Genomic DNA, 1,287 nt, shown 5'->3' on the forward strand with positions numbered 1-1,287 from the left:
TTGAGATCGACACTTCCAAATGCGATGTCATCAAGGCGCGCGGGATCAGGATCGCGATCCTCTACACCGAGTATCTGAAAGAGACGTTGGACAATTTTCCCTGGGGGCAGAGGAAAATCGCACCCTATCTTTACAAAGTGGAACCGGCTTTGCAGCGTTGCTCGTCGCCGGGGCTCTACACCAAGGTAAAGACCGACGACGACATCACCGAGGCGATGGACCGCCTGTTCCAGAGTGCGTTGGCCACGGTACGTATCACGGGCTGATACGTACCGTGGCCTGGCGGGGCCATTACCCCGCCAGCGCCTCGACCTGTTAGGCCAGTTCGAGCCAGCGCATTTCGGCCTCGTCCTTTTCCTCGCGTGCCTTTTCGATCGCCTTCATCAGCCGGTCGAATTGCGCGGGGTCCTTCGCATAGAGATCGGGGTCGGCAAGCTTGGCCTCGTCGCGCGCGATCCCGGCTTCCAGCTCCTCGATCCGCTTGGGCAGCAGCTCGTAATCGCGCTGGTCCTTGTAGCTCAGCTTGGTCTTCGCCTGCACGGGCGCGGCGGGGGAGGGGGCGGCCTTGGGCGCGGCCTTCTTCGCATCCGGCGCCGCCTTGCGCTTGGCGACCCAGTCGGCATAGCCGCCCGCCACCACGTCCACCGTGCCCAACCCGTCGAGGCCCAGCGTCACCGTGACGGTGCGGTCCAGGAAGTCGCGGTCGTGGCTGACGATCAGGACGGTGCCCTCGTAATCGCCGATCACCTCCTGCAACAGGTCGAGCGTCTCCAGGTCGAGATCGTTGGTCGGCTCGTCGAGGACCAGCAGGTTGGATTCGCGCGCGAACTCGCGGGCGAGCAGCAGGCGCGAGCGCTCGCCGCCCGACAGCGTGCCGATCTTCGCCTCGGCCAACGAAGGGTCGAACAGGAATTCCTTCAGATAGCCATGGATATGCTTGCGGGTGCCGCGCACGTCGATCCAGTCGCCGCCGTCGGCCAGCACCTCGCGCACGCGCTTTTCGGGGGCCATCAGCTTGCGCTGCTGGTCGATGATGACGCCGTCGAGCGTCTTGGCCTGGAAGACACTGCCCTCGTCGGGCTGGATCTCGCCGGTCAGCAGGCGCAGCAGGGTGGTTTTCCCCGCGCCGTTCGAGCCGACGATGCCGATCCGGTCGCCGCGCGTGACCTTCAGGCTCAGGTCCTTGATGATCGTGCGGTCGCCGTAGCGCTTGGTGACATGCTCGGCCTTGATGACCTCCTTGGTCTTCACATCGTCCGAGGCGATGCCGAGCTTGGCGGCTTCCTT

1 protein-coding gene and 1 pseudogene are annotated in these 1,287 nt (G+C 64.4%); one reads left to right on the top strand and one right to left on the bottom strand.

The features are described 5' to 3' along the window. A pseudogene (locus U1700_RS14685) lies at nucleotides 1–266 on the top strand (pilus assembly protein TadG-related protein); the annotation flags it as partial. A gap of 49 nt (nucleotides 267–315) precedes the next feature. On the opposite strand, the gene U1700_RS14690 reads toward U1700_RS14685, so the two are convergent. Continuing rightward, the coding region (locus U1700_RS14690) for an ATP-binding cassette domain-containing protein (RefSeq protein ID WP_332753430.1) at nucleotides 316–1,287 on the bottom strand (972 nt) is incomplete at its 5' end.

The sequence above is a fragment of the Sphingomonas sp. RB1R13 genome (assembly GCF_036663775.1).
In the GTDB taxonomy this organism is placed as follows: domain Bacteria; phylum Pseudomonadota; class Alphaproteobacteria; order Sphingomonadales; family Sphingomonadaceae; genus Sphingomicrobium.